We start from the raw sequence: 790 nt of genomic DNA, 5'->3' as shown, positions 1-790 counted from the left end.
ATTGGGTGTTTATTCACCGGATTGAGATTTATAAATAAGTTAGTAACAACGAAAGATAGCATCTAACGATGCTCCTTTCTAACCATTAGATGTAATTACTCAATAATATGAAAACGATAGAAACGATAAATAAGCATTTTAATACTCTTGGTGGATTATATAATATAATTCAAGTTTCGCAAGTACTCAAATAATGTAATAAAAAAGGCTAAAGAGTTTGATAATTCGATGATTATCACTATATTAATGTCGCCAAACAAACGATATAGCACCCTTTAGCCATGAACAAAAATAGATATATTATCGGTGAACTCCAAGAGTTTTTTGCAAAGAATGACTCTAGCAAGGCAATAAACAGCATATCAACCATTATGAACAGCATAAGGATACAAAGCAAAGTCATCGGGTCAGTTAAGAATCCGAATTGCAAATTCACCTGTCTTCAGGTGTTGCAGCTGCTTGTTCTGTTCCCGTTCTTTTCAATTAAGAATGCTGCCAACTATTCGTCTTCTGCCCTGGGCAAGATGTTTGTCTGCCACAAAGATATGTTCTATCGTTTCATGAACGACGGCAACATCAGTTGGCGACGTATAATCTACTCGGTTTTCAGGCAGGTGTATTCACGTGTGAAACGTAGAACGACATTGAAGTCGGACATCAGGTGTGTCATCTTCGATGATACAGACCTTCCGAAGACCGGATTCAAAACCGAAAAGATCGGCCAGGTATCCTCATACCCAATGAGCTTATTCTTGGATTCAACGCCATTGTTCAGCTGGTTTACCGAGGG

The 790-nt window shown here is 38.0% G+C and carries 1 pseudogene; it reads left to right on the top strand.

Going from position 1 to position 790, the window contains the following annotated elements:
- Positions 1 to 281: 281 nt before the first annotated feature.
- Positions 282 to 790 (top strand): annotated as a pseudogene (locus tag BACCOP_RS01595) (IS4 family transposase); the annotation flags it as partial.

Source organism: Phocaeicola coprocola DSM 17136 (assembly GCF_000154845.1).
GTDB classification, from domain to species: Bacteria; Bacteroidota; Bacteroidia; order Bacteroidales; family Bacteroidaceae; genus Phocaeicola; species Phocaeicola coprocola.
The sequence above is the reverse complement of the archived record's forward strand: the minus strand, read 5'-3'. Positions and strand labels throughout refer to the sequence as shown.